The organism is Buttiauxella cochleicola (genome assembly GCF_021282435.1).
GTDB classification, from domain to species: Bacteria; Pseudomonadota; Gammaproteobacteria; order Enterobacterales; family Enterobacteriaceae; genus Buttiauxella; species Buttiauxella massiliensis.
On record NZ_JAJSOT010000003.1, the window covers coordinates 169,291 to 193,944 of the forward strand.

General features: G+C 46.9%; 19 protein-coding genes and 1 riboswitch. Of the genes, 6 read left to right on the plus strand and 13 right to left on the minus strand.

All coding sequences use genetic code 11. The annotated features are described in order from the left end of the window. Nucleotides 1–282 precede the first annotated feature (282 nt). Nucleotides 283–1,182 (plus strand): lipid kinase YegS, encoded by a 900-nt coding sequence (gene yegS / locus LVQ77_RS09690; protein ID WP_232904335.1) that lies wholly within the window; start codon nt 283–285, stop codon nt 1,180–1,182. A gap of 22 nt (nt 1,183–1,204) precedes the next feature. Here yegS and LVQ77_RS09695 read toward each other — a convergent pair whose 3' ends face one another. The 9 genes from LVQ77_RS09695 to thiM form a co-directional block, all read right to left on the minus strand. After that, nucleotides 1,205–1,978 carry an ABC transporter ATP-binding protein gene (locus LVQ77_RS09695; protein WP_151994529.1) on the minus strand — a complete coding sequence of 258 codons (774 nt, stop codon included), beginning with the start codon at nt 1,976–1,978 and terminating at the stop codon, nt 1,205–1,207. A gap of 19 nt (nt 1,979–1,997) precedes the next feature. Next, the gene (locus LVQ77_RS09700; protein WP_232904336.1) at nt 1,998–2,864 is read right to left on the minus strand and encodes an ABC transporter ATP-binding protein; all 867 of its coding nucleotides are present in this window, start codon (nt 2,862–2,864) and stop codon (nt 1,998–2,000) included. Continuing rightward, complete coding sequence (locus LVQ77_RS09705) at nt 2,836–3,741, minus strand: ABC transporter permease (RefSeq protein ID WP_232904337.1); 906 nt, start codon at nt 3,739–3,741, stop codon at nt 2,836–2,838. Before LVQ77_RS09705 ends, LVQ77_RS09700 begins: the two co-directional genes overlap by 29 nt. Beyond that, nucleotides 3,738–4,775 (minus strand): ABC transporter permease, encoded by a 1,038-nt coding sequence (locus LVQ77_RS09710; protein WP_064512345.1) that lies wholly within the window; start codon nt 4,773–4,775, stop codon nt 3,738–3,740. Before LVQ77_RS09710 ends, LVQ77_RS09705 begins: the two co-directional genes overlap by 4 nt. After that, nucleotides 4,772–6,406: an ABC transporter substrate-binding protein gene (locus LVQ77_RS09715; RefSeq protein ID WP_232904338.1), complete on the minus strand. Its 1,635-nt coding sequence runs from the start codon at nt 6,404–6,406 to the stop codon at nt 4,772–4,774. The genes LVQ77_RS09710 and LVQ77_RS09715 overlap by 4 nt, the downstream gene beginning before the upstream one ends. A gap of 72 nt (nt 6,407–6,478) precedes the next feature. Continuing rightward, nucleotides 6,479–7,633 (minus strand): mandelate racemase family protein, encoded by a 1,155-nt coding sequence (locus LVQ77_RS09720; protein WP_232865199.1) that lies wholly within the window; start codon nt 7,631–7,633, stop codon nt 6,479–6,481. 237 nt (nt 7,634–7,870) lie between these two features. After that, entirely contained in the window at nt 7,871–8,923 is a 1,053-nt protein-coding gene (gene fbaB / locus LVQ77_RS09725) for a class I fructose-bisphosphate aldolase (RefSeq protein ID WP_232865198.1), read from the minus strand. 177 nt (nt 8,924–9,100) lie between these two features. Next, nucleotides 9,101–9,910 carry a bifunctional hydroxymethylpyrimidine kinase/phosphomethylpyrimidine kinase gene (gene thiD / locus LVQ77_RS09730; RefSeq protein ID WP_232904339.1) on the minus strand — a complete coding sequence of 270 codons (810 nt, stop codon included), beginning with the start codon at nt 9,908–9,910 and terminating at the stop codon, nt 9,101–9,103. Then, on the minus strand, nt 9,907–10,695 hold the full coding sequence (gene thiM / locus LVQ77_RS09735) for a hydroxyethylthiazole kinase (protein ID WP_232865196.1): 789 nt from the start codon (nt 10,693–10,695) through the stop codon (nt 9,907–9,909). Before thiM ends, thiD begins: the two co-directional genes overlap by 4 nt. A gap of 36 nt (nt 10,696–10,731) precedes the next feature. After that, nucleotides 10,732–10,829: riboswitch (TPP riboswitch) on the minus strand. A gap of 473 nt (nt 10,830–11,302) precedes the next feature. Between thiM and LVQ77_RS09740 the strand changes: the two genes are divergently transcribed. The 3 genes from LVQ77_RS09740 (at nt 11,303) to LVQ77_RS09750 (ending at nt 16,433) form a co-directional block, all read left to right on the plus strand. Continuing rightward, a complete protein-coding gene (locus LVQ77_RS09740; RefSeq protein ID WP_232904340.1) occupies nt 11,303–12,253 on the plus strand; it encodes a transporter substrate-binding domain-containing protein in 951 nt (316 codons plus the stop codon). Between the two features lie 424 nt (nt 12,254–12,677). Further along, on the plus strand, nt 12,678–14,939 hold the full coding sequence (locus LVQ77_RS09745) for an EAL domain-containing protein (RefSeq protein ID WP_232904434.1): 2,262 nt from the start codon (nt 12,678–12,680) through the stop codon (nt 14,937–14,939). Nucleotides 14,940–15,047: 108 nt separating this feature from the next. After that, the gene (locus LVQ77_RS09750) at nt 15,048–16,433 is read left to right on the plus strand and encodes a GGDEF domain-containing protein (RefSeq protein ID WP_232865194.1); all 1,386 of its coding nucleotides are present in this window, start codon (nt 15,048–15,050) and stop codon (nt 16,431–16,433) included. A 102-nt stretch (nt 16,434–16,535) separates the two neighbouring features. Here LVQ77_RS09750 and potE read toward each other — a convergent pair whose 3' ends face one another. Both potE and LVQ77_RS09760 read right to left on the minus strand, forming a co-directional pair. Beyond that, nucleotides 16,536–17,960 carry a putrescine-ornithine antiporter gene (potE, locus tag LVQ77_RS09755; protein WP_232865193.1) on the minus strand — a complete coding sequence of 475 codons (1,425 nt, stop codon included), beginning with the start codon at nt 17,958–17,960 and terminating at the stop codon, nt 16,536–16,538. A gap of 34 nt (nt 17,961–17,994) precedes the next feature. Then, the gene (locus LVQ77_RS09760) at nt 17,995–20,298 is read right to left on the minus strand and encodes an Orn/Lys/Arg family decarboxylase (RefSeq protein WP_232865192.1); all 2,304 of its coding nucleotides are present in this window, start codon (nt 20,296–20,298) and stop codon (nt 17,995–17,997) included. Between the two features lie 779 nt (nt 20,299–21,077). Here LVQ77_RS09760 and LVQ77_RS09765 point away from each other — a divergent pair. Together LVQ77_RS09765 and fimZ are read left to right on the plus strand one after the other, a co-directional pair. After that, nucleotides 21,078–21,707, plus strand: a complete 630-nt coding sequence (locus LVQ77_RS09765) for a helix-turn-helix transcriptional regulator (protein ID WP_232904341.1) — start codon at nt 21,078–21,080, stop codon at nt 21,705–21,707. A 591-nt stretch (nt 21,708–22,298) separates the two neighbouring features. After that, nucleotides 22,299–22,931: a fimbria biosynthesis transcriptional regulator FimZ gene (gene fimZ, locus LVQ77_RS09770; protein ID WP_232865190.1), complete on the plus strand. Its 633-nt coding sequence runs from the start codon at nt 22,299–22,301 to the stop codon at nt 22,929–22,931. Between the two features lie 207 nt (nt 22,932–23,138). Here the strand turns inward: fimZ and sfmF are convergent, their stop codons facing one another. Both sfmF and fimH read right to left on the minus strand, forming a co-directional pair. Continuing rightward, nucleotides 23,139–23,657 carry a fimbria assembly protein gene (gene sfmF, locus LVQ77_RS09775; protein ID WP_232865189.1) on the minus strand — a complete coding sequence of 173 codons (519 nt, stop codon included), beginning with the start codon at nt 23,655–23,657 and terminating at the stop codon, nt 23,139–23,141. Then, nucleotides 23,650–24,654 (minus strand): type 1 fimbria D-mannose specific adhesin FimH, encoded by a 1,005-nt coding sequence (gene fimH, locus LVQ77_RS09780; protein ID WP_232904342.1) that lies wholly within the window; start codon nt 24,652–24,654, stop codon nt 23,650–23,652. Before fimH ends, sfmF begins: the two co-directional genes overlap by 8 nt.

A 24,654-nucleotide genomic window follows, 5' to 3' on the forward strand; every position in this document is an offset into this window, starting at 1 on the left:
TAAATGCTAGCTATATCTTAATAATTCGAATTGTAGAAAGGCGGCGACGCAGTGAATCCCCGGGAGCTTACTCAATTAAGTGACTGGGGTGAACGAGGAAAGCCAACGCATCTACAATTTGAAGTATGACGGATATGTACCAGGAACCACCTCATTGGCCTGTGGAATCTCCCTTCCGCAGGCCTTCTTTTTTGCTAAACCCCGCAGACTCAGCCTGTTCTTACCCGCAAATCCCACACATAAGATACACTTTGAATTCAATTACATTTCCAGAGGTTTGCCATGGAGCAGTTTCCGGTATCGCTCGTCATTCTGAACGGCAAAGGTGCTAATAACGATATTTTGCGCAGCGCCGTCAGCGTCATGCGTGATGAGGGGTACACGTTACACATCCGCGTCACCTGGGAACAAGGTGATGCGATTCGCTATGTTGAAGAAGCATCCAGGATGGGCGTTGATACGGTTATTGCCGGAGGCGGTGACGGCACGATAAACGAAGTGGCGACCGCGCTGGCGCAACTTGCCCCTGAACACCGTCCGGTGTTGGGCATTTTACCGCTCGGCACCGCCAACGACTTTGCCACCAGCGTCGGCATTCCACAGGAGTTGGACAAAGCGCTGCAACTGGCAATTGTCGGCAAAGGGACGCCTATCGATCTGGTGCAGGTGAACGAATCGGCCTGGTTTATCAATATGGCGACCGGTGGTTTCGGGACGCGTATCACCACCGAAACACCGGAAAAACTTAAAGCGGCACTGGGCGGGATCGCCTATTTCGTTCACGGCCTGATTCGCCTCGACACGCTCAAACCGGATCGCTGCGAAATTCGTGGTGAGAATTTTGAGTGGCAAGGCGACGCGCTGGTGATTGGCATCGGCAATGGCCGTCAGGCGGGAGGTGGACAAGAACTTTGCCCGCAGGCGTTGATTAACGATGGGCTGTTAGAACTGCGCATTTTCACCGGCGATGAGTTGCTCCCGGCGATTTTTAAAACTCTGACGCAGCCGGACGACAACCCAAATATCATTGATGGGCGTTCATCCTGGTTTGAGATAACCGCCCCGCACGACATTACTTTTAATCTTGATGGCGAGCCGCTGACCAGTCAGAAGTTCCGCATTGATATCCATCCGAATGCGCTGAGCTGCCGTCTGCCACCAAACTGCCCGCTGCTGGGTTAAGCAGACGGGCAATTGAGTCGAGTCAGAACTGCGCCACCTGCTGGGCCATTTCACGGCTATATTGGCGGCTGGCGTTAACCAGCATTTGCGTATACGGATTTTGCGCGGCACCGCTGATTAAATTATCGGTGCCGAGCGATTCCAGAATACGCCCGTGTTGCATCACACCCACGCGATGGCATAAATGCGCAATGACGCCTAAATCGTGCGTCACCATTAAATAGGTGAGTTTCGATTCTTGCTGTAAATCCGAAAGTAAATTGAGAATTTCCGCCTGCACCGAAACATCCAATGCCGAAGTAGGTTCATCAAGCAGCAGCACTTCCGGTTCAAGTATCAGCGCACGTGCAATCGCCACACGCTGGCGTTGCCCACCGGAAAGCTGATGCGGATAGCGACTGCGAAATGCCCGGTTTAAACCAACTTTATCCAGCATCATATTGATACGCCGGTCGCGGTCAGTGAATCCCTGGATTTGTAGCGGCTCCTCCAGAATATCGCCTATGGTATGGCGCGGATGGAGCGAACCGTAGGGGTCCTGAAATACCATTTGCACCATGCGGCACCGCTCGCGGCTGATTTTGTGCTCGAGTTCAGTTCCGTCAATTACCAACTTGCCCTGCCAGTGGGTAAATAAACCCGCCAGGCATTTCAGCACCGTGGTTTTCCCGGAACCCGACTCCCCCACCAGGCCAAAAATCTCACCGTGCCCAACGTTGAAATTCACATCGAACAGCACCTGGTTGGTTTTCGCCCCTTCGCCAAAGGTTAAATTAAGCTGGCTGACTTCAATCATGGATGACATACGTTGCTCCTTATTCCGTTAGCCAACTGGCCTGGCGCTGTAGAACCGGCAGATGCGCACGCCGTTTGTCCATATCCGGCAAGGCGCTTATCAGGCCCTGCGTGTACGGATGCTGCGCGTTATCCAGATCTTTTGCGGCGATTGATTCCACAACGCGCCCGGCGTACATCACCAGTACACGGTCGCAGAAACTGCGCACCAGGTTAATGTCGTGACTAATGAAAATCAGCCCCAATCCACGGGATTTCACTAAATCGTCCAGCAGCGCCAGCACCTGCAAACGCACTGAAACATCAAGTGCGGAAGTCGGCTCATCGGCAATCACCATTTCCGGGTCGGTGATCAGCATCATCGCAATCATAATGCGCTGCCCCTGGCCGCCGGAAACTTCGTGCGGATAGAGGTTATAGACGCGTTCCGGCTGGCGAATGCGCACCACTTCCAGCATCTCCAGCACTTTTTGTTTCGCCTCTTTATGGCCGACGCGATGGTGCGTCAGCCAGGCTTCAGCAATTTGATCACCAACGCACATCACCGGGTTCAGTGAATATTTCGGGTCCTGCATAATCATTGAGATACGTTTGCCGCGCACATTACGCATTTGTGCGTCAGTAGCATTGAGCAGATCAACGTCGCCGAACTGCATACAATCGGCGGTGATCTGCGCTTTTTTGGGGTGAAGCTGCAAAAGCGCGCGGCCCACTGTGGATTTCCCGGAGCCGGACTCGCCAACGATGGCTAGTTTCTCGCGCCCGAGCTGGAATGAAACACCACGCACCGCGTGGGTTTGCTGGCGACCATTAACGAATGTCACATTCAAGTCGCGTACATCAAGCAGTTGCGGCGAGTTATTCGCTGCGAGGATCGAGGATGTCACGTAAGCCATCTCCCAAGAAGTTGAATGCCAGACTGTTGATTAAAATCGCCAGCCCCGGAATCGTTACTACCCACCAGCACTCCATCATGTAAGTGCGCCCACTGGAGATCATCGCCCCCCACTCCGGTTCTGGCGGTTGTGCGCCAAGCCCCAGGAAGCCAAGCCCGGCGGCGGTCAGGATAATACCCGCCATATTCATAGTGATGCGGATAATCACCGACGGCATGCACAGCGGCACAATGTGACGCCACAGCACGCGCACCGGCGAAGCCCCTTGCAGGCGGACGGCAGAGATAAAATCAGCCTGCCGTAGCGAAAGGGTTTCCGCACGCGCCAGGCGGGCAATCGGCGGCCAGGCTGTGAGCGTAATTGCAATCACAACATGTTCAAGGCCGGGGCCAAGTGCCGCAACAAATGCCAGTGCCAGTACCAAACTTGGGAACGAAATGAAGATGTCGGTGACACGCATCAATACCATATCGACTTTTCCGCCGAAGTAACCGGCGGTCACACCGAGCAGCAAGCCAAGCGGACCAACGGTTATCGACACCAGTAATACGATGTAAAGCGTGATGCGTGAGCCGTAAACCAGGCGGCTAAAAATATCGCGCCCAAACTCATCGGTGCCAAACCAATGTGTGGCGTTTGGTGCAGTTAGCGCATTATTCAAATCCTGCACCAGTGGGTTAAATGGCGCTATCCACGGGGCGAAAATTGCCACCAGCAACAACAGGAAAACAATCCCTCCTCCAATCGCCGTCAGCGGATTACGCGCCATTTTGCCAATAAACCCAATCGCCCGCAGACCGGCACGTTTGAAGCGTAATGAACGCTCATCAGCAGCGGTGAGTTGAGGTGTTCCAAAGGAGACGGTCATGATTTTGTCCTCGGATCAAAGAGTTGGTAGAGCATGTCGGAAAGCAGGTTCAGCAACACAAAGATCACCCCAACCACCAGCACACAGCCCATCACCGCATTCATATCGCCCAACAGCAAACTGCCCGTGAGATAGGACCCAAAACCCGGCCACGAGAACACGGTTTCAATTAACACCGCACCTTCCAATAAAGAGCCGTAAGCCAACGCCACCACCGTTAACAGCTGCACCAGAATGTTTCTGAAAGCATGGTTCCAGATAACCTGGCGCTCTGTTAGCCCTTTCACACGCGCAGTAATAATGAATTCCTGCGACAGTTGAGCCAGCATAAAGCTGCGCGTCATGCGGCTGATGTAAGCCAGCGAGTGGAAACCCAAAAGAGATGCTGGAAGAATCAGGTGGTTAAGTGCGTTGAAGAAGACCGCACTATTCCCCGCCAGTAATGCATCCACCAGCAACAATCCAGTACGACGCGGGACAATGCCATCCAGCCCTAAATCAATGCGGCCTGCGCCACCCACCCAACCGAGCCAGGCGTAAAACAGCAGCAGCCCCATCATCCCCACCCAGAAAATCGGCGTCGAATAACCCGCGAGGCTGATAATGCGCACGGCGTAATCCACCACGCTGTTACGGCGAGCCGCCGCCCAGACACCTAGTGGAATACCAAGGCCCGCACCGACAATAATGGCCACCGTCGCCAGCTCAAGGGTTGCCGGGAACACGCGCAGAATATCGTCCACCACCGGTTTTCCGGTCAGCAGGGCGTTGCCTAAGTCGCCATGCAGTAAGCCACCGAGGTAAATCCAAAACTGCGTTGCCAGAGATTGATCAAAGCCAAGCTGGTGGTAAACCTGCTGATAGGTGCTTTGGTCTGCATCCGGGCCGACAATCGCCAGCACCGGGTCGATTGGCATCACGCGGCCAATAAAGAAGGTCAGCAGCAGTAACCCAAACAAGGTGACCAGCACCTGGCTTAAGCGCTTTGAAAAACGCCGGACACGGCCGCCCGGCGCCAGCAAGATCATGCTCATCCTTTGTTCTCCCCATTTTCAGCAGCAGGCGTTTTATAAACATCACGCAGGAAAGTGGTGGCTGATGGGTGCGGCTGGTAGTTCTGCACTTCATTGCGCACCACCACCGAATCCACCATTTGTGAAAGCGGCAATAATGCAGGGATCAACTCGTCATAACGGGTCTGAATCGCCTGATACTCTTCACGCTGCTTAGTTGGGTCGCGCTCCACCAGAGCTTTATCGATTTGCTGATTAATTTGTTTGTCGTAGAAGCTGGTACGCCAACCCTGGAAGTTAGTCAGACGCGCAGCGTCACTGTTATCCGGGTTGTAAACCAGAGAGCGCAGGCTGGAATGCGGATGCGGTTCTACGCCACTGCCGCCACGCCCAACCAACATGTCAAACTTACGCTCGCGCATTGCGCCGTAAATCTGGTTGCCCGTGCCGGTCACGATTTTCGCGTTGATTCCCGCCTGCATCAGTGTGGACTGCACCGCGATGGCAATATTGAGGAATGGCTGATCCGCAAGTACGCGCAGCGTGGTATCAAACCCGTCAGGATAACCGGCTTCCGCCAGCAGTTTTTTGGCCCGTGGAATATCCAGCGCATAGCCTGGGTTCGGAAGCGTTGCCGGCATTCCAGATTGAATTGGGCGCTGATGTAGCACGCCGTACCCCGGCATCAACGCTTTATTGATACCCTGATAATCAATCAGATAGCGCACCGCTTCGCGCACTTTAGGGTTGGCGAAATGCGCTTCCTTCATGCTCATGGCAACGTAATATATGGTGCCTTTTTTTACTGCATCGACGGTCAAATCGGGATCTTTTCGCAAGGCGTTTACGTCAGATACCGCCATGTTGCTGGCAATATCCAGATCGCCTTTGGAGATCATCAGCCGTAAAGTTTGCGACTCCTGGAAGTGACGGAACACCACGCGGGAGAGTTTAGGCGCGCCGCGCCAGTAATCCGGGTTGCGCTTCATACGCAATACATCTTTTGCCTGCCATACATCAAGGCTAAATGGCCCAGAACCCGCTTCGTTGGTCGTCAACCAGCGGTTACCCCAGTCATCGTTTTGTACATGCTGTTCTACCGTTTTACTGTCCAGCACCACCACGCTTCCCAACGCCGCCAGCGAGTAAATCACCAGCTGCGGGTCGTTGGCTTTTGGCAGCGTGATTTCCACCGTCGAGGCATCCAGTGCTTTCACATGCTCATCGACGTTCTTTTTGCTAAAGCCGTAGGATTTCCAAACTGATGCCTGCGCCAAATTGAGGTGCAAAACACGGCGCATTGACCACACCACGTCGTCTGCGGTGAGTACGTTACCAGAGTGGAATTTCACGCCATCGCGCAGGTGGAATGTCAGACGGTTGCCGTCTTCCGAGATATCCCAGGAGGTTGCCAGTGCCGGGCGCACGTTGGTGAGTTTCGCAGGGTCTAACTCCACCAGCGAGTCATAGAGGTTTACCACCAGTCCCACCACTTCGTTACCGGTCATGGCGGCCGGGTCGAGGGTGAGCAGGTTATTCATATTCATGCCGATGATTAGCTGGTCAGGTGGCGTTTTCGCCATCGCCGAGCTACTGCCGAACATGAACAGGAGCGTGAGCAACCACGCCCTCAGTCGGGAGCTTCGATTCATGATAGATACCGTTTTTGTAGGGTAATGACTACCCAGGCGCTATCAGCCTGGGCTTATTATTTTTGTAACGGGTTAATCACGGCTTATTGTATGCGTTTCTATATAGTCAAAGTTGATGTCCTCACCCAAGCCCGGACGTTGTGGCAAATGCACAAAACCATCGGCGTCCATCGGGTCAACGATGCTGTTCAGGTAAGCGGCTGGCTCATCGTATTCAAGGAACGGGTGCAGTAAACCGCGCTCGTACCAGCGGCAGTTACGAATCGCACCGACAACCGCAAGGCTTGCCGCACCGTTGCCGTGAACTTCACAGTCCATGCCGAAGGACTCGGCAAGTGCAGCAACTTTCATGGTTGGTGATATGCCGCCAACGCCGTTCGCTCCGGCACGCAGGATGTCGCACGCGCCCGCTTTTACCCAGTCTGCGCGGCTATGATGTTTGCCACCGAGGCTTTCTGGCCCGACAACGTCGATAGATAAGTTCTCAGAAAGCCAGACGTAAGAAGCCATGCTCTCTTCTTCCATCGGCTCTTCGAACCAGGCAAAGTTGAGTTTTTCCAGCGCCTTGCCGATATACAGCGCCTGACTGCGGCTGTACCAGTGATAGCCATCAAGCATCAAATCGATATCCGGGCCAACGGCTTCACGCACGGCGGCACAGGCTTTAACATCCATTTTTGGATCGGGAGCGAAGGCAACCGGTGGCATCCAGGTGTGAAGTTTGATGGCTTTATAGCCGCGAGCGACCAGCTTTTCAGCGAACTGGCCGAATTCGTCTGGCGTAGATAAACCCCCTTCCAGTTCGTCGCCGCACATGGTGCTGCCGTAAGCAGGCACTTTGTCGCGGAATCCACCAAGCAATTTGTAGACCGGCACTTTCAGTTTGCGGCCAATTAAATCCCACAGTGCTTGCTCAACAAACGAGAGTGCACGTTCGGTAAGTTGGTGTGCGCTGCCACGCTGCCAGTGCACCAGATCCTGCCAGATACGTTCGCGGTTAAACGGGTCTTGCCCGACCAGCACTTTGCGGAAGAATGCATTCACTACATATGGGCGCACCACTTCTGGTGGCGCGAAAGAGTAACCACAGTCACCTTCATCAGTGGTAATCGTCAGCATCGCCATTTTCGCAAGGCTTTCCGGGCCAGGGTGAGAATGGCCTGCACTGTCAGAAACTCGGCGAGTTGGGTAAGTAAAAACGGTTACGTTTACGGATTCTATTTTCACGGCTGTCATTGTCCCTTTGTTAATTTAAAACAGCGTTTCACCACTTACTCTATGCGTAAAAAATCACCTCCGCCTCGTTCAAAGGTGCTTAAATGCGAGTAATTTTTTGGACATATGTCCAGGGGGGCGTGATGCTTTTCACAAAGTGTTATGGAATTGTGATGAAGGTAACTAATGAATGTGGGAAAGTTTTTGGCGGGCGTCGCTTGCGCTAACCCGCCAGCAATACGCAGAAAATCAGGCGATAGTCACTTTGCTGTTCAGATACACATCCTGCACAGCATTAATCAACTTAACACCCTCAGACATAGATTTCTTAAAGGCTTTGCGCCCCAGAATCAGCCCCATTCCACCCGCACGCTTGTTAATGACAGCGGTACGCACAGCATCTGTCAGGTCGGTTTCACCACCAGCGGCACCACCGGAGTTAATCAACCCTGCGCGGCCCATATAGCAGTTGGCCAGTTGATAACGCACCAGGTCTATCGGGTTATCGCTGGTCAGTTTGGTGTACACACGGTCATCGGTATAACCAAAGTTCACCGCCTTGTAGCCACCATTATTCTCCGCCATCTTCTGCTTCACGATATCCGCGCCAATAGTGGCGGCCAGATGGTTTGCCTGGCCAGTAAGATCGGCGCTTACGTGGTAATCCACACCGTCTTTTTTAAAGTCCGGGTTACGCAAATATGCCCAAAGAACAGTGACCAGCCCCAGCTCATGTGCGCGTTCAAACGCCACTGAAATCTCTTCAATCTGGCGACGTGACTCTGGCGAACCAAAGTAAATGGTCGCCCCAACTGCCACCGCGCCCATATTGAACGCCTGCTCGACGCTTGCGTATAACGTCTGGTCAAAAGTGTTTGGGTAACTGAGCGTTTCGTTGTGATTAAGTTTGACGAGGAAAGGAATGCGATGCGCGTAACGTCGCGATACCGATGCCAGCACACCATAGGTTGAAGCGACACAGTTGCAGCCCGCTTCAATCGCCAATTCAACAATGTTTTTCGGGTCAAAGTAGAGAGGATTTGCCGCAAACGATGCCCCGGCGGAGTGTTCCACACCCTGATCGACCGGTAAAATGGAAAGGTAGCCAGTGCCAGCAAGCCGCCCGGTGTTATACAGCGTTTGCATGTTTCGTAGCACTGCAGGCGGGCGGTTGTTATCCACCATCACGCGGTCTACATAATCTGAGCCTGGCAGATACAGCTGGTCTGCCGGAATAGTCATACAACGATGCTGTAACAAGCTGTCGGCATCTTTGCCAAGCAGCTGCGCAATATCAGTCATAATACGCTCCCGTAAATTCAGCAAGCACCCTGCCCGCTGAGGATGGATTCTCCTGGCCTGCTTTTGTTAAAACAGGCAGACATAATCCTGGCCGCGACTCACAGTATTCGCCACCTCGGGAGCACTTTCGGTTTGTTTTATGGTGTAACGTTTTATACCCGGCGGAAATTTACCCCATTACCACCACTCGTGAAAATGATGAACTGGCCCAATTCCTTGCCCAACTTCAAGCGAATCTGCCTGTTCTAATGCCTGGGATAACCACTTTTTCGCCGCTGTGATAGTTTGAGGCCAGTCGTTATAGCGTGGATAAAGTGCCGCAAGTGCGGCGGATAATGTGCAACCCGTACCATGGGTATGACGCGTTTGCACACGTGGTGCAGTAAAACGCTGCGTTCCACTTTGGGTAAACAACCAGTCTGGGCTTTCAGCGTCATCAAGATGGCCGCCTTTCATCAGCACGGCTTTGCATCCCATCCCCAGCAATGCATCCCCCTGCTCTTTCATCTCTCGTTCGTTGCAAGCATGTACCGTATTCAGCAAAGCTGCCGCTTCGGGTAAGTTCGGGGTAATCAATGCCACCTGCGGTAATAACCTGCGACGTAAACTTTCTACCGCCGAAGGAGCAAGCAACGGGTCGCCACTTTTCGCCAGCATCACCGTATCAAGCACCACGTTTTTGACTTGGTAAAATGCCAACCTCTCGGCCACGGCTTCAACGATATCTGTTTCTGCCAGCATGCCGATTTTGACAGTGTCGATGCGAACATCACTCAGCACTGAGTCAAGTTGGGCTGCGACAAACTCAGGTTCGATACGATAAACCGACTGCACTCCACGCGTATTTTGTGCAACCAGCGCGGTAATAACGCTGGTGCCATACGCACCCAATGCCGAGAACGTTTTAAGGTCAGCCTGGATACCCGCCCCACCACTCGGGTCGGTTCCAGCAATAGTTAGCGCGTTAATGCGTTTGACGCCTTTCATACCAGAGCCTCCGCATTAAGTGCATAAAGCGCGTCCAGAAAGGCTGGAATGAAGCTACCAGGCCCGCGACTTGCAGCAATGGCCTGCTCGCCAGCACATTTCATAAACTGGCAGGCGGAAGCGACATTGTCTAACCGGGACCCGGGCAATGAACAACAGGCAGCAACAACGGCGGAAAGTGCACATCCTGTGCCGACAACACGCGTCATCAACGCGCCGCCACCGGCAATGCTCCAGGCATTCTCCCCATCAGTGACGTAATCCTCCTCACCTGTTACCGCAACAATTGCACCGCTAATCTGAGCAAGCTTAAGTGCCGCGGGTAGAGCTGAAAGAGCATCTACAGTACTGTCCACGCCTCGCCCACCACTGTGCTCGCCCGCAAGCGCCATGATTTCCGACGCATTCCCCCGAATTGCGGCAGGGTTTAATTCAAGAATCGAGCGTGCAAATTGTGTACGAAACTCCAGGCCACCGACCGCGACGGGGTCAAGCACCCAGGGGGTAGAAGATTGGTTCGCAGCATGAATGGCTGCAAGCATTGCGGTACTGCGCTCAGAGGTAAGTGTGCCGATATTGATGAGTAGAGCGCAGGCTATAGGGCTAAATTGTGCGGCTTCTTCTGGCTCAATAACCATCGCTGGAGCTGCGCCAATAGCGAGCAAAACGTTGGCGGTAAAACTCTGCACCACATCGTTAGTCATGCAGTGAACCAAAGGGGAAGCTTGATGTAAATTGTGTAAAACCGACGCGGCACGGTGGCCGGGTAGCAGGTCAGGCTGCATATTGAAAGCTCCTGCCCGGCGTGAAGAAGGGATGACCTGACAGGCATCTGACTTCCCTACGCTGGCATTATCCAGATCAGGTGGTACGGGTATTTCTCAGCCTTCAACGAAGAAGGGCACCCCGAGTCATTTAAATCAAAATCAACTACTTGCGATTAACGTCCCGTTAATCCCTGCACAGGATAATGCCAGCAGGGTGTTCGACAAACAAGCTCTTAATCTAAGTGTATCCTGTGAAATGATGATCAACTTTCTCCAGCATCATCTTTATCCGGATTTGACTATTAATAAAAATACCGTCTCAAAATCTATTAACATAAATCTAAAAAATTAATTGATTAGAGTTTACGAATTCAACATTTATTATTTTTGACCAACTAGTCTGAATTATTTGCACGGATTTTTTAATTTCATAAAATACTGTTAATACATTGAAATAACTTGACCATTAAATGATCGCAATGTATTTAAAACATACTACCTCAATCGCCAAATCCGTCTTGTTAGATATAATGAAATTGGCAATGGTGTGCTTTATGTGTATAACTGACAGCAAATATCTACCGTCGATCTTTCCTTATAAAATCACATAAAATTAACATCCTATATGAATATAGAAAACAAAGTAGCTCATAACAAAAACAATATTGCAAAAATATTCAACCGGTTAATTACATGTGGTTTTCTTGTTCCTGGTTTGTTTGTTTCTATGGCTCAAGCCGAACTATCACAGACTGTCGATAACATCAAAAAAACGCATCAAATAAACATCGCCTATCGTGATGCACCACCTTTCTCTTATGCAACTTCAGATGGCAAAGTCGTCGGTTATGTTATCGATTTATGTAATGTTATCGTTAGCGATATCAGCAAACATCTGAACATACCTGACTTAAAAGTTAATTACATTGAGAATAAATACCTGCCTGAAAGAGATGAATTATTGCGTGAGAAAAAAGTAGATATGATCTGTTCAGTGAATGCTAACGTTAATGAATGGAAATCGATTGCAGACTATTCAAGCCCCTATACTTATTCATATACACGATTCGCTACGTTAAAGAACAAAAAGATATCATCTATTGATCAATTAGCGGGGCACACTGTTAGTGTAACATCGGGATCAGTTGATGCACTTGCACTTAACCAGACCAATCGTGAGATGGGCCTGAATTTATTCGTAATAAAAACTCCAACCATGGAAAAAGCTTTTGACCTGATGCGCAGTGGCAAAACATCGGCTGCCTTTATCAATGATATTTCATTAAAGGAAATCATTGAGGCTCAGGGCGATAAAGATTTATTTTCCATTAGTGATAAAGGGGTTGGGAAACCACAGTTTTTTGTCATATTACTACCGCACGATGACAAAGAATTTAAGTCACTGGTAAATCAGAGTCTTTGTAAAATTAGAAAATCACCTGATTTTGGTAAGATTCATGATATCTGGTTTAACCAACCAATTCCTTATTTAAAGTTAAACTTACAAACTCCTTATTCAAAAGAAATGGATAAAGCATTAACACAATTTGATGATTGTTCAAGAACGGGGCGATAAATAATTATTTGCCAGCGACATCAGGTGACTTGAGGAATGTATTAAAATCCTAACTTTGCTGCAAAGAAATGTCCATTTCTGGATGTATTTTCAATTCCCTTACTTATGCTTCACACTATTACTCAATGAAATTATATCGCCTCATTTTTAAACCTTAAAAAAACATATGAGCATCATAAAACAACATTCGCAGCATGTTAATAACATTTGTTTTTGGCTAATCATACATTTCGTTTGACTAGTCACTTAAATCCATATGAAAATTAATAGCAACTTATTGGTTTAGTGTTTGTTGAATGAATCACGGATAAGATTAAAAACATCATAGCTATCATTAGACTGTTTATAATCGAAAAGTAAACCATTGTGAGTAAGTACCATGGGGCTTAGAAGTTTTTTTGTAAAAATGGACACACCTGTGGTCATGGAAACTGAGTTAGCTAAAAGAAACTCAAGGATCAGAAAAAGTACAGCATTCAATCAATGGAAACATTCTCCATTGATGTATTTCGCACGCCCTGAAAACTTAAAAAAATACATCGTGCTCTGCCTTTCATTTATTCTATTGTATTCATTTGCGGACAAACTGAGTAACAGCATTGAGATTTCTGGTACAACTATCAGACTCTATGATCTCACGTTGCCAGTGATTTCCGCGCTACTCATTTTGTATAATAAAAAAGCCATCCCTGTCCTCTCTCTATTTGCGCTATATAGTTTTCACACACAACCTTTATCCCAGTGCCTGGATACAACATCTCAACTCGCAGCGGCTTTAGTCAGCACAAAAGTCTATTTTCTTGCTACCGGTAAACGTGGGGCGGTCAGTTTCGGACGCAGTAGTCTCAGCGCTCAGCGCATAATTTGGTTGATATGTTTTAACACCATTATTTTTACATTGGTTCAACAGTGGTTATTACTAAAGTTTCATTTTATATCCGATATTAATGTTTTAAACACTCCCACGCTGATTAATGTGCAATGGATGTTAACATCCTGTATTACAGGAACCCCTTTCTGCTATCTCATTTTACGGGCGTGCTACAAACCAGTCTGGTTTTTTAGTTATCTGAACCAGTTAAAAACATTAATTACATCAGGGCCGCGTGCAATCTACCAATTAATCTGGGTAATATTGGTGATTGGAATTATGTATTGCCTGATTTATTTGCACGGCGACACCTTAATATTTACAGATTACACTATAGTCTGGCTATTGCCAGTTATGCTCTGGGGTGCAATTTGCCTGGGCCATGCACTAATCTCTCCCCTGTGGGTAGTCATGCTCATTTTATTGAGCGACTATATTGATAATTACATATCAATAAATAATGAGTTTACATTTAACCATTATGTCAGCCACCTGGCTCTTTCTTGTTCGATGATTTTTACCTTTTCACTAACAATTGTTATCGTTGGTGTATTGGCTACACGCATTCTAAAGTACATTAGAAGTCTCAAGCGACTTTCTTTATCAGAGCCACACACTGGGTTACCTAATCTCCTTGCATTAAAAAACGATATCATTCGTTACCCACACTCTGGGTTATGTATTATTCAATGCCCTGAATTAAATACGCTAACACAATCTCATGGAATAACGTTTCGCTTCGAATTCGTTAAAGCTGTTTTTTCTTATTTAAGCCCATTACTTATGGATAATGAAAAAATGTTTTACAGCCCTGGATATGGGCTTATCTTGCGCCTTAACAAGGTAGATGACGATATTATCCGCCCTTACTATAAGGCAATGTCAACTTTTCGTTTTTCCTGGGCTGAAATGGAGGTGGGTCTCAATTTTGGCATGGCATACATGGTGTATGGCAAATGTATCAATAATCTATCTTATGTCGTGGGGCAGCTTAATGCCCGTGCTTATGTATCGCTAAAGCAAGGTAAACCAGAAGCGCTTAATATCTTGCACCCAGGCGATCAGACCGTCAGTTCGGGAGCTATACGCCATCTTCTGCAAAAATCGATAGACCGTAAATCATTTATGCTCGTTGCTCAGCCAATAGTTTCAACTAAAAACAGCAGCCAGTATTATGAAATTCTTATTCGCATGAAGACGACCAACGACAAAATATTCTTCCCGGATACTTTTTTACCGGTGGCTGAGGAAGCAGGATTGCTTGCACAAGTGGATTTGACTGTAATTGAACAAACATTTCAGTTTATGCAATCCCTGGATCAATCTAAATCTGATACTCGTTTTTCCATCAATTTGACACCTCAATCGCTTAGTAGAAAAGATTTTCTGGATAGTCTGAATGTTCTTTTAAAGAACTACTTAATACGCCCTGAACGGATCATCTTTGAAATTATCGAGTCAGATATTATTGATAATATTAATGCATCCAGTGTCCTGCAGGAACTACGCAAACTTGGATGTCAAATTGCGATTGATGATTTTGGTACAGGAGCATCCAGTTACTCTCGCCTCAAGACATTAGATGTCGACATACTTAAAATAGATGGTTCATTCATACGTAATGTTGTGAACGATAAGTTTGACCGGCTAATAGTGATGTCATTTTGTGAAGCAGCTAAATTTAAAAGTCTGGAAGTTGTCGCAGAGTTTGTTGAAAGTGAAGAAATAAAACAAATGCTAATATCGATGGGAGTTGAATGGTTACAGGGATATCATACCGGGAAACCTGTCCCAATTGAGTCTCTATGGTCGTAATTAATAAACACTCTAATTCATATATTGCTCTATTGTGTTGATAGTTAGATTGGGAAGTCACCTGGAATGATACTTACGCTGAACAACTTTTTCTATAAATGCTATCCAATGATAATCTTATTTATAATCACTACACTGACAACTGTCATAGGTATTATTGAAAGAGTTAATGGACCATTTTCTTTAGTTTGGTTGACCAATGCTATAACCATTGGTGTGTTATTACGCTTTTACCAACGTGTTAACTGGCGTCATTATTTAATTTGTTGCGCAGGGATGGTGTTGCCAGATTTATTAATCGGTACACGTCTCAACCAGGTTTTACTGATGACCATTGCCAATATCATCACAATTTCAATAGGTTATATCACTTTACATCGCTTCGCTACGCGTACCGACGAAGATGAATGGCTTGGTAGCTTACATAGCGTTCCGCAATGGTTATTACTCTGCCAACCCTCTCTTATTATAGGTTCGTTAGTAGGCTCAGGGGCATTATTTGCTCTGTATGGTAATGCATTTTTTCAAACAGCATTTTATTGGTACTTAAACGAGTCGCTTGATTTTATAGTATTTTTACCAGTCATTTTGGCAGCTCCAAAAATACTTAAATCTTTCGAAAATGCGTTTCTACATATTATTCCGTCTATTCTATTATTGTTTGCCTTTATTTTTATAACAGACAAAATATATTTCCTGATGGCGTCAATACTGATTATTCCAACCATCATATGGCTAGCGCTTTCAGGCAATCTATTTCTAACAACCTTTGGTATCAGTATGAATGGTGCATTCTTTTTTATGTGGATCATTCACTCTACGCATGGTTATCTACATTTTTCTGAGAATATCTACATCTCTGCTGTCAGGACGATTGTTGCAGTACTGGCGCTTTGCGCACTTACGATTGCGGTTGCAATTTCTGAACGAGATAAACTCTTTTCTAAGTTATCTCAACTTGCTAATCACGATGACTTGACCGGTATTCTCAATCGCCGGGCATTTACTAAAGCAGCGGAGGCAATTACGTCGTCATTGAAGAAAGGAGATATCTGTTCAATGGTTTTAATTGATATTGATTTTTTCAAGAAAATAAATGACGTATGGGGGCATCAAAAGGGAGATAAGGTTCTCGTTGCCTTTTGCCAACGTTTAAAACAGTTTACCCCCGATAGTCAATTATTTGGACGCGTAGGCGGTGAAGAGTTTGCCCTGTTGCTTGCTAATACTCCGGAGATAAACCACCAGGAATTAACCAATACTATTGTTAATGAACTGTCCAGAAACCCTCTTATTATTGATAATGAGCCGTTCCCCCTAACAATTAGCGCAGGTATGGTCAGGTGGTCTGAAGGGCAGAAATATGAGACTTTGTTTAAATATGCAGATCAGGCTTTGTATCAAGCAAAAAATAATGGCCGCAATCAATGGTGCAAATATCAACATGTTGAGCATATTAATGAAGACTCAAACTTTACGCCGTCGCTTAACTGAAGGGGATGTGGCTGGCAGAAAACGAAGTGGATCGGTGAAAGCAAGCACGACACGCCTTCCTTTCACACGATTCACACTTCCCTTACGCGATCTGTTTTAACTCTATTTTTGATCGAATGGCACGGCTGGGACCTCTTCTGCTCCGGAGATGACATGATCTGGATGTAATCTCTGTTCATCTTTCACAAAACGTGCACTAACCACGCCGTAGAACGTGAAGCCCAGGATGGTAGCAACCCCACCATACATGAGTGCCTGATCGCCTGAGTTAACCAGCGCAAAATAGCTATACGCCGCGCCAACCAACGCAATAGCGTTGTTAATCATTGCCTTACGCCGTGGGGTATGAGCTATTTCCTGTATGGTGACCAGAGCCGCCATCGAGAGGATATACGGGATGAGGTTAGTCACTACTGACAGATCGACAATCGCCGAGAACTGATCCGAAACGCCCGTATTACTGAAACTGGTTTGCGTTAGCCAACCCAGTCGCGTTCCGTCGTGGCTGACGGGTATGGACAGCCAGCTCAAAAGCGTTTGAACCAAAAGTAATACCATCATACCGACGATAGGTGTTCCCGCTTTGGTGCTTTTAGAAAAAATCTTCATAAAGTATCCAACGTCCGCCGAGCTTTTAAAAACCTGCGCGGTGGTGAACTGCCATCCCAATAGCGAACCAATACAGGCAAGAATCATTAAACCCGTAACGATATTCCCGATCTCCGGGGTAAACATCTTCGCAAATGCCAGGCCAAAAGGCGCATTCGAATTTGCCAAGTCCATATTAGGGATAATACCGGCAATAACGTTGGTGGAAACGATGTAGATAATTGCTGATCCTATCGTGCCAAAGAGCACGGCAATGGGAACATTTTTTTGCGGGTTTTCTACCGCATCGCAGTTTGCGCAGGCTGATTCGAGGCCTAAAAATGCCCAAAGCGTAATCGCTATCGATGAACCTGCGGCTTCGAGCATAGTTTTATGGTGTGGGTTCCAGCCAGCCATATATATTTTCGGTTCGAACCAGAACCAACCTACGGTGGAAATAACTACTACCGGTGCGATAACACCCCATACGGTTATACTGCCTAATTTACCGGTAATACTTGCTCCGCCAAAGTTAGCAATAGTGGTAAACCAAAGTAGCCCAATCGTCATCAACCCTATCTGTAAAGGATTAGGGTTAATATTAAACAAGCCGATAATATAACCAACAGCTGTTATCGCGATGGCTACGTTGCCGATGACAATTGCAACACCATAGGTATAGTTAGCAATATAATTACCCGCTTTGCCAAAAGCATACTCCGCATAGCCCCCCATGCCACCGGGTTTATTACTTATGGTACTACAGCAGGCAAATGCCCATGCTAAAGCGACCGAGCCCGTGGCGGTAATAAACCAGGAAAGGATAGATATCCCGCCAACCTGCGCTAATTTTGCTGGCAATAGAATAATTCCCGAACCCAGCATATTTACGGCAGTTAACATCGTTAACTGCGTAACGCTCATTTTTTTCACACTCATATCATATTCCCTTATTAAGACAAGCCCTGTTGTTTTACGAGCTATGCTTTAGGCACTGAACGTAATAATGTCCATCGATACTTTCGACACCGTGGGTGTCATGTGAAAAACCTGGGAACGCCCTGTCCCATGCCTGCAATACCTGTAAATAACGAATATGCGGGCTGTCTTTCGCACCTGCGCATTCGCCAGGCATGATCATTGGGATGCCCGGTGGATAAGGAACAACCCCTGTGGCTAATACACGTCCCTGCAAATCATCCACTTTGACCCTATCAATTTCGTTATGAACCAGCTTGACGTAAGCATCCGCTGGCGTCATGTGCGGTTGTGGAATCGTTGAAAACGCCTGAGCCTGAATAGCAAGAGTTTGATTCGCCTTCATAAAGGCGAACATGGTGTCGGAGAGCGTTTTCAGCCCCATAGTTTCATAACATGGCGGGACGTCGCTTTTGTGTTCATACAGCACTTCGCTGACCGGCAAATTATTATCGTAAGCTTCTTTAAATCGCAGCAGCGCATTCACCAGCGTTCCGTATTTACCTCTCGTCACGCCAAGTGAGAATAAAAAGAGCACGGTAAAATCGGTGGTTTTCTCTACCTGAATGCCTCGCTGGCTTAAAAATGCCGTTAGAAGAGTAGCCGGAATACCAAAATCTTCGAGCGAACCATCGCTTGCAACACCGGGTGTAACAACGGAAACTTTGATAGGGTCGAGCATGCAATAGTTGTTTTCTATTTCTTTAAAGCCATGCCAGCTATCCCCAGAACTCAGCTTCCAGCAGGCTGGATCGGTAATTAGCAGTTCATCCGGTGCATCTTCGAAAGCAATTCTTTCATTGGTGGAAGGATCCGTCACATAATCCGCGTTCCAGGTTGAGAAGAACCAGTCATTCTCTTTATTCACCTGGCGCTTAATTTTACGGACTGCCTTTCTGAAACTTACCGCCTCGGTAATCGATTCCGTGGTCAATGCTTGCCCGCCAACACCACTCATCATCTCCGCCGAAACTTCATTGGAGACGATAATAGGATAAAGTGGCGAAGTTGAAGCATGCATCATATAAGATTCGTTAAAACGCTCATGTGGCACGGTATTACGTCCGTCGCGAATACCAATTAACGAGGCTTGCGAAAGTGCGGCTAACAGTTTGTGAGTTGAAGTCGTGGTAAATATTGTAGGTTTATCTTTTGGATAATCCTCAGGTTCCCCATACATACCAAAATGCTCGCGATATATTGGATTAAATCTTGCGTAACCATACCAGGCTTCGTCAAAGTGAATACGATCGACGCTGGCGTCCAGCAAATCGATAACGGTAGGCACGTGATAAATTAAGCCATCGTAAGTTGAATTAGTAATAATGGCATGTACGGCTTTCTGTGATTTATCTTTGGCAAGCGGATTAGCCTTAATCGCTGCACTGATTGATTCATGGTGTAAATTTCTGGCATACACAGGGCCAATAATGCCGAGATTATTACGCGATGGCAGTAAATATGTTGGGATAACTCCCGTCATGGTCAGCGCTTGTTCTGTTGATTTATGCGCATTACGGTCGCACAGCGCGTAATCATTACGTGCCACGGAAGACATCATAATCACACGGTTAGACATAGACGAACCATTCGTCACGGTATATGCGCGGTCAGCACCGAATACTTTGGCGCAAAACTTCTCGCTCTCGCCAATAGGCCCGGAGTGATCGAGTAACGAACCCAGTTCGCCAACTGAAATAGAAAGATCGGAGCGCAATAAGTTCTCGCCAAAATAGTCATGAAAAATACGACCAACGGGTGATTTGAGAAAAGCAGTACCGCCAGTATGACCGGGAGTATGCCAGGAATATTCAAATTTGTTGGCAAAATTTATCACTGCTTTGGTTAAAGGAGGGGTGATATTTTCGCGATAACGTAACATGGCTGCATAAATTCTTCCGGAAATAAAGAATGCTGTATCTTCTAGAAGCCAGATTAACTCATCTGTTTGACGCATGACATCAGCCGTCAAGTGGGATTCGCTACTCCTTTCAATCATCAAAAAAATGGGAATGTGAACATTTCGTGCTCTAGCAATATTAATTATTTGTCGAGCTTCCTGATTATATTCATCGTTATCCTGCATCTTCCAACTTAATACTATGCATTGAATAGTGGTGTCAGAATGCACAATTGAGCACGCATCTTCGGCATTAGCGGAGTAAGTAACGTTAATTCCTCTTTGCTTTAAATCGGTAACTATATCTCCAACAGCTCGGTTCATAGCAGAAAATTGCGGCTGTTCTGCATGTATCATCAAAACATTAAAACCAACCAACCTTTCACTGGTAATGTTCACTTGATTCTCCATTATTTTATTTATAATCAGTAGTTGCGTCATAAAAATTTAGTTCAGGTAGGGCATCTCGATGCTATTCCCCAGTAAACCACATAGTCAATACGGTTAAGTTCCTAAAAATAATTCATTTGAACGGCGCACTAAGGATTAAATATAATAAAGGTGTTTATTTCAAATGTGCCCGGACAACTCTAAGAGCCACACTTTATTTCATTGCATACAAATTATTATCTTTTTTAGTTGTGAGTAACTAAAAAATAATGGCCGCAATCAATGGCAGGATTACCTGCCTTGCGAAAACATGAACCCTAACCAAAATTTTTCACCGTCATTATTATAGACATTTACATCCAGGCGGTAGCCATCTTGATATAAATATAAACCTCCCGCCCCTTGGTTATTATTTTAAGAAACCCCTTATATTTACTTAAGTCAATTCTAATATCTAACCTGATTTTTTCATGTCAGGATTTATTGCAACGATATAATCGTAAGCTATATAAAATTAACTTACGATTATCAGCGGTATTGACAAAGAGTCTATTTCAGCACTGACAGGTGCTGTTGATGAAAAAATATGGAAATGATGATTGATGCACCACTGACTCACGCCCGAATCGCGATTCACAAACCTTTTCTTTGCGCTGCGGGTTACTGAAGATTTGTACATAGCCGCGCGCAAACGTAGATTTCGACGCATCAAAAATGGCGATCTGCCCCATTTTCATAGCCGGTTGGCCCCGATTGTCTTTGACCGCATTGAGTCTCTACAACAACAAATGTATACAAAGCAGTTGCCGGAACCACTCGATATCATCCTCGTAACCAGTGACTACTACTTGTCGCTGGCACTGACTGAGCACTTTTTTAAGTTCCAGCGAACTCATGTCTGCGCAAACCTCGAGGAGGCTGAAGTGATGCTTCAACAAACCCCACAACCGCGAGTGTTCATCGATCTGGATGGCGTAAGCGAGCCAGCAATTGATGTGCTAAATATGATCAGACAATGGCAACAAACCTGGCCACGACTGAATATGATGCAACTGACAGCCTGCCGTTGTATTGAAGTCGCCCGCCTGATTGATGCAGCATCAATCTTCCCTGTGGTGGAACGGCGCCTGAGAATTACCGATCTGCTTATTCTGCTGACTGAAAAGCGAGCCCGGCAAGATTGGTCCAATGCTCAGGATGGGTCACGCTCAGTCCCACTTTCAAAGCGGGAATGGAATATTCTGCTGGCCGTGGCAAAAGGAGAGTCGCTGAAAGCTATTGCCGCGTCATTAAACAAACCCTACCACTCTGTGGTTTATACCCTTGGACGGGTTGCCGCTCGTATAGGAACAGGGAACAACAAGTCACTGATACATTTGCTTAATAAATTGTCCTGTGCGTCATCTGGGAAAGTATAGCTGCGCTAACTAACCGACTTCCGAGTGAAAGCCAGGAAACGACTTATTTTCAATGCTCGCGATTTGTTAAATAAGAACAGTTTATTAACAATTACAACTATTCCTGGAGAATCAGTTTCCCGCAAACTATGCCGCTTCCCGACGATTAACCACGTAATCACTCTGTGCTACGGATAACAAATAGGAAACATTCGAGACTTCTCACTATTCTTCATGTTCAAAACAATCTTTTTTCCCAAATATTTCACTTAACACAGACGCACCTACCAAATAACAATTAATTAACCAATTTAATTAGAATTTGATCACAGCATTATTCCCCGAGCATAACAGTGGCCTTTTTCTTAAATAATATGGCTGTATAATCATCCTATTCATTTATCTAATTTGAATAGATTGATTTTCTTATTGAAATGATTTTTTGTTTCACTCGCAGCCATTAGAAAATAGTACTTATGAAGGAAGTTTTTAAGTTCAAGGGAGCATCTTGCATACATTATAAAATACGAAATAGTGAAACACCTTTTCACTTTCGCCGCCAGTGACTTTGCGTCAATGCGATATGTTCCTCAAAAAATTAGAGGCAAGAATATGAAACCTGCATCCGTAATTATTATGGACGAACACCCTATTGTCAGAATGTCGATAGAGGTACTGCTACAGAAAAATAAAAATATTGATGTGGTGATGAAAACCGACGACAGCCGGGAGGTGGTCAACTATATGCGCTCCCACTCTGTCGATTTAGTGATTCTCGACATTGAACTGCCGTCCATTGATGGCTTCACTTTATTAAAAAGAATCAAGAGCATACAAGCTGACACTCGTATACTGTTCTTATCTTCCAAGTCTGAGAGGTTTTATGCGGGCCGTGCTATTCAGGCCGGGGCAAATGGGTTTGTCAGTAAAAGGAAGGAGCAGGAAGATATCTATCATGCGGTAGAAATGTTGCTTGCAGGGTATTCGTTTTTCCCCTCCGAAACGCTGGAGTTAATCAGTAATCCGGGTTCGCGTAACGGAGTGACTGACGATACGCCATTATCAAACAGAGAGATAACCGTATTACGCTACCTTGCCAATGGTTTATCCAATAAGGAAATTGCCGAACAACTTCTGCTGAGTAACAAAACCATCAGCGCGCATAAATCTAATATATTTTCTAAGCTACATGTCTCATCGATTGTCGAGCTTATCGATTACGCCCGAGTAAAAGAACTATTATAACTGCGCATCACATTACTATTTTAAATTAAAAAAAACGGGTTATTACTTAACACCATTCATTTAAGCTAATGAATGAGGGGAAACGCCGGAATTTGGTTCCCGGAGGGACGCCAAACCCGGTGGTCGCCCCGGATATTTCACTCTTAAACTAACGGCGTTAGGTTCGAGCCCGGTTTTTATTTAATTTAATGATGCCAGATAGGCTTTCTAATAATAATTAATCATAAACGTGGCATCTGCGTCGGCTTGCCCGGCTTGGGGGTTATCGGCAAGCGCGATGTAATTTGCAAAAAAAGTTAATTCCGCATTTCCGTTGGCATCGACTGGCACATCCTGGCTTGCCTGCTCAAGGGGCAGACGGGTTTTATCTTTATCGCGCAACTCGACGGCCACATTTGTCGCCCCGCTTGTGTTATTAAGCCCCAGTAAACCGGGGTTACCCGTGGCTTGCTTCCCAGAAAAGGTAATTGATGCTGCACCCGGCGGGCAGCCGTTCAGCTTCAACGTGAAAGGCATGCTTTGCGTAGTGCTGCCTGCGGTGCGCAGTTGTTTGGTCGGCCAACGCCCAAGCTGCACTGTTTTATTGTCATCCCCAATTTCGACGTAACAGCTGAAATCCACCACGTTGCCGCGAAGTTCTATATTGATGGCCCCGAGCGAAGTGTCAGCCTGAGCATGACTCGCCAGACTTGCCGCCAACCACAGCAGCATCGCAATTTTAGTCATAATCCACCCGCAAATAGCCCCGCGCACTAAACGGCCCTTCCGACGGTTTGTTCCCTGTCACGCTTACCGGCCAGGCCCGAATCCCCACTTGCGCCGCAGCTGCATCGTCGAGACGGAAATTGATTTTGCTGCCCAAATTGTTAGGAATAAATGGCGTTCCGCTGCTATCGGCAACGATAAACCCGAGATCGTTATTATTTGAAACCATCATATTACCGGACGCTTTCTCCGCCTCCACCCGCAGAGAAAGATAGGCCTGCGCCGCCACATTGGTGCATTTAATAGCGATGGTTTTAGTTTGCGGCGTCACGCCTTGCGGTCGATTCCCGGCCCCGGCCTGGCTAAACAGCGCAGCACCAATGTCGCCAAAATCAAATTCAACGATTTGCCCGGCGTTGATTTCACAGCTTTGTGGCACTTCAATTTTGCCGCTGTAGCTAATGGTATAAACCGGAGTGGTGAGTGGGTCGGTGTTTCGCGTCGTGACATATACCGTAAACATGGTCTGCCGTGGAATCGGCACCATATTGATAAAACGCCTTGTCACTTTGAGTTTAAAAACCAGCTTCGAATCCTGAACCGGAAACGGCTGCTGTTTGGACACATTGCCGTGGGTTCCCATCTGAATATAGTTGCGCGGCGGGTAAAATTGCCCGGCGTAGCTGTCCGTGATACTCATCGCCCCTTCGAGATAATCATTGAGCTTGATGTACTGGTAACCGCCGATCACTTCTTGCACCGGCAAGGTACTCACGTAACTGCGCATCGTGGTGTTGCCGGTGGTTCCTTGCGGACAAGTGGCATTGACACCGACCCAACCCGACTTTTCCGCGAGGGTGATGATTTGCCCGACGTTATTGTTTGCGCTGGTGAAGACGTCGGACAGATCGTAAAAAATATCCGCTGGCACGCCATTGGAGTTTTGGCAGACAGTGGCAAACGCCGGAAGTGCATATACCCACAGCGCCGCCCCTGCTAAAGATGTCATCAATTTCAT

Coding starts and splice junctions, on each gene's coding strand:
- LVQ77_RS09715 (WP_232904338.1), bottom strand. CDS start 6,406: ATGAATCGAAGCTCCCGACTGAGGGCGTGGTTGCTCACGCTCCTGTTC.
- LVQ77_RS09750 (WP_232865194.1), top strand. CDS start 15,048: ATGATAATCTTATTTATAATCACTACACTGACAACTGTCATAGGTATT.
- thiD (WP_232904339.1), bottom strand. CDS start 9,910: ATGAAAGGCGTCAAACGCATTAACGCGCTAACTATTGCTGGAACCGAC.
- LVQ77_RS09745 (WP_232904434.1), top strand. CDS start 12,678: ATGGAAACTGAGTTAGCTAAAAGAAACTCAAGGATCAGAAAAAGTACA.
- LVQ77_RS09705 (WP_232904337.1), bottom strand. CDS start 3,741: ATGACCGTCTCCTTTGGAACACCTCAACTCACCGCTGCTGATGAGCGT.
- LVQ77_RS09765 (WP_232904341.1), top strand. CDS start 21,078: ATGTATACAAAGCAGTTGCCGGAACCACTCGATATCATCCTCGTAACC.
- LVQ77_RS09740 (WP_232904340.1), top strand. CDS start 11,303: ATGAATATAGAAAACAAAGTAGCTCATAACAAAAACAATATTGCAAAA.
- fbaB (WP_232865198.1), bottom strand. CDS start 8,923: ATGACTGATATTGCGCAGCTGCTTGGCAAAGATGCCGACAGCTTGTTA.
- yegS (WP_232904335.1), top strand. CDS start 283: ATGGAGCAGTTTCCGGTATCGCTCGTCATTCTGAACGGCAAAGGTGCT.
- LVQ77_RS09710 (WP_064512345.1), bottom strand. CDS start 4,775: ATGAGCATGATCTTGCTGGCGCCGGGCGGCCGTGTCCGGCGTTTTTCA.
- sfmF (WP_232865189.1), bottom strand. CDS start 23,657: ATGACTAAAATTGCGATGCTGCTGTGGTTGGCGGCAAGTCTGGCGAGT.
- fimZ (WP_232865190.1), top strand. CDS start 22,299: ATGAAACCTGCATCCGTAATTATTATGGACGAACACCCTATTGTCAGA.
- potE (WP_232865193.1), bottom strand. CDS start 17,960: ATGAGTGTGAAAAAAATGAGCGTTACGCAGTTAACGATGTTAACTGCC.
- thiM (WP_232865196.1), bottom strand. CDS start 10,695: ATGCAGCCTGACCTGCTACCCGGCCACCGTGCCGCGTCGGTTTTACAC.
- fimH (WP_232904342.1), bottom strand. CDS start 24,654: ATGAAATTGATGACATCTTTAGCAGGGGCGGCGCTGTGGGTATATGCA.
- LVQ77_RS09695 (WP_151994529.1), bottom strand. CDS start 1,978: ATGATTGAAGTCAGCCAGCTTAATTTAACCTTTGGCGAAGGGGCGAAA.